1 pseudogene is annotated in these 493 nt (G+C 63.5%); it reads right to left on the reverse strand.

From position 1 onward, the window contains the following. Positions 1 to 66: 66 nt before the first annotated feature. Positions 67 to 493 (reverse strand): annotated as a pseudogene (locus DBR24_RS32285) (UxaA family hydrolase); the annotation flags it as partial.

The raw sequence follows: 493 nt of genomic DNA on the forward strand, positions 1-493 counted from the left end.
AGACACCTCGGTCGGCCCCCTCTCCCTCCGGGAGAGGGCTGGGGTGAGGGCCAAGCCGATCACGCATCAAGTAATCGGCGCTGGGTTAAACAGCGTGATGTCGTTATGCAGCTTGTGCTTCTCCGCCCACGTCTGCTGCTTGCCGCTCGCCACATCCAGATAGTAGTGGAACAACTCCCAACCCAACTCCTCGATGGTTGCGCGCCCGGTGGCAATCCGTCCGGCGTCGATGTCGATCAGGTCCGGCCAACGCTGCGCCAGCTCGGTCCGGGTCGAGACTTTTACGACCGGTGCCATCGCCAGCCCGTAGGGTGTGCCGCGACCGGTGGTGAACACATGCAGGTTCATCCCCGCCGCCAATTGCAACGTGCCGCAGACAAAATCGCTGGCCGGGGTCGCGCAGAAGATCAAACCTTTCTGCTTGAAGCGCTCGCCCGGGCCGAGCACGCCGTTGATCGCGCTGCTGCCGGATTTGACGATCGAGCCCAGCGAC

It is taken from the genome of Pseudomonas sp. HMWF006 (assembly GCF_003061205.1).
Lineage (GTDB): Bacteria > Pseudomonadota > Gammaproteobacteria > Pseudomonadales > Pseudomonadaceae > Aquipseudomonas > Aquipseudomonas monsensis.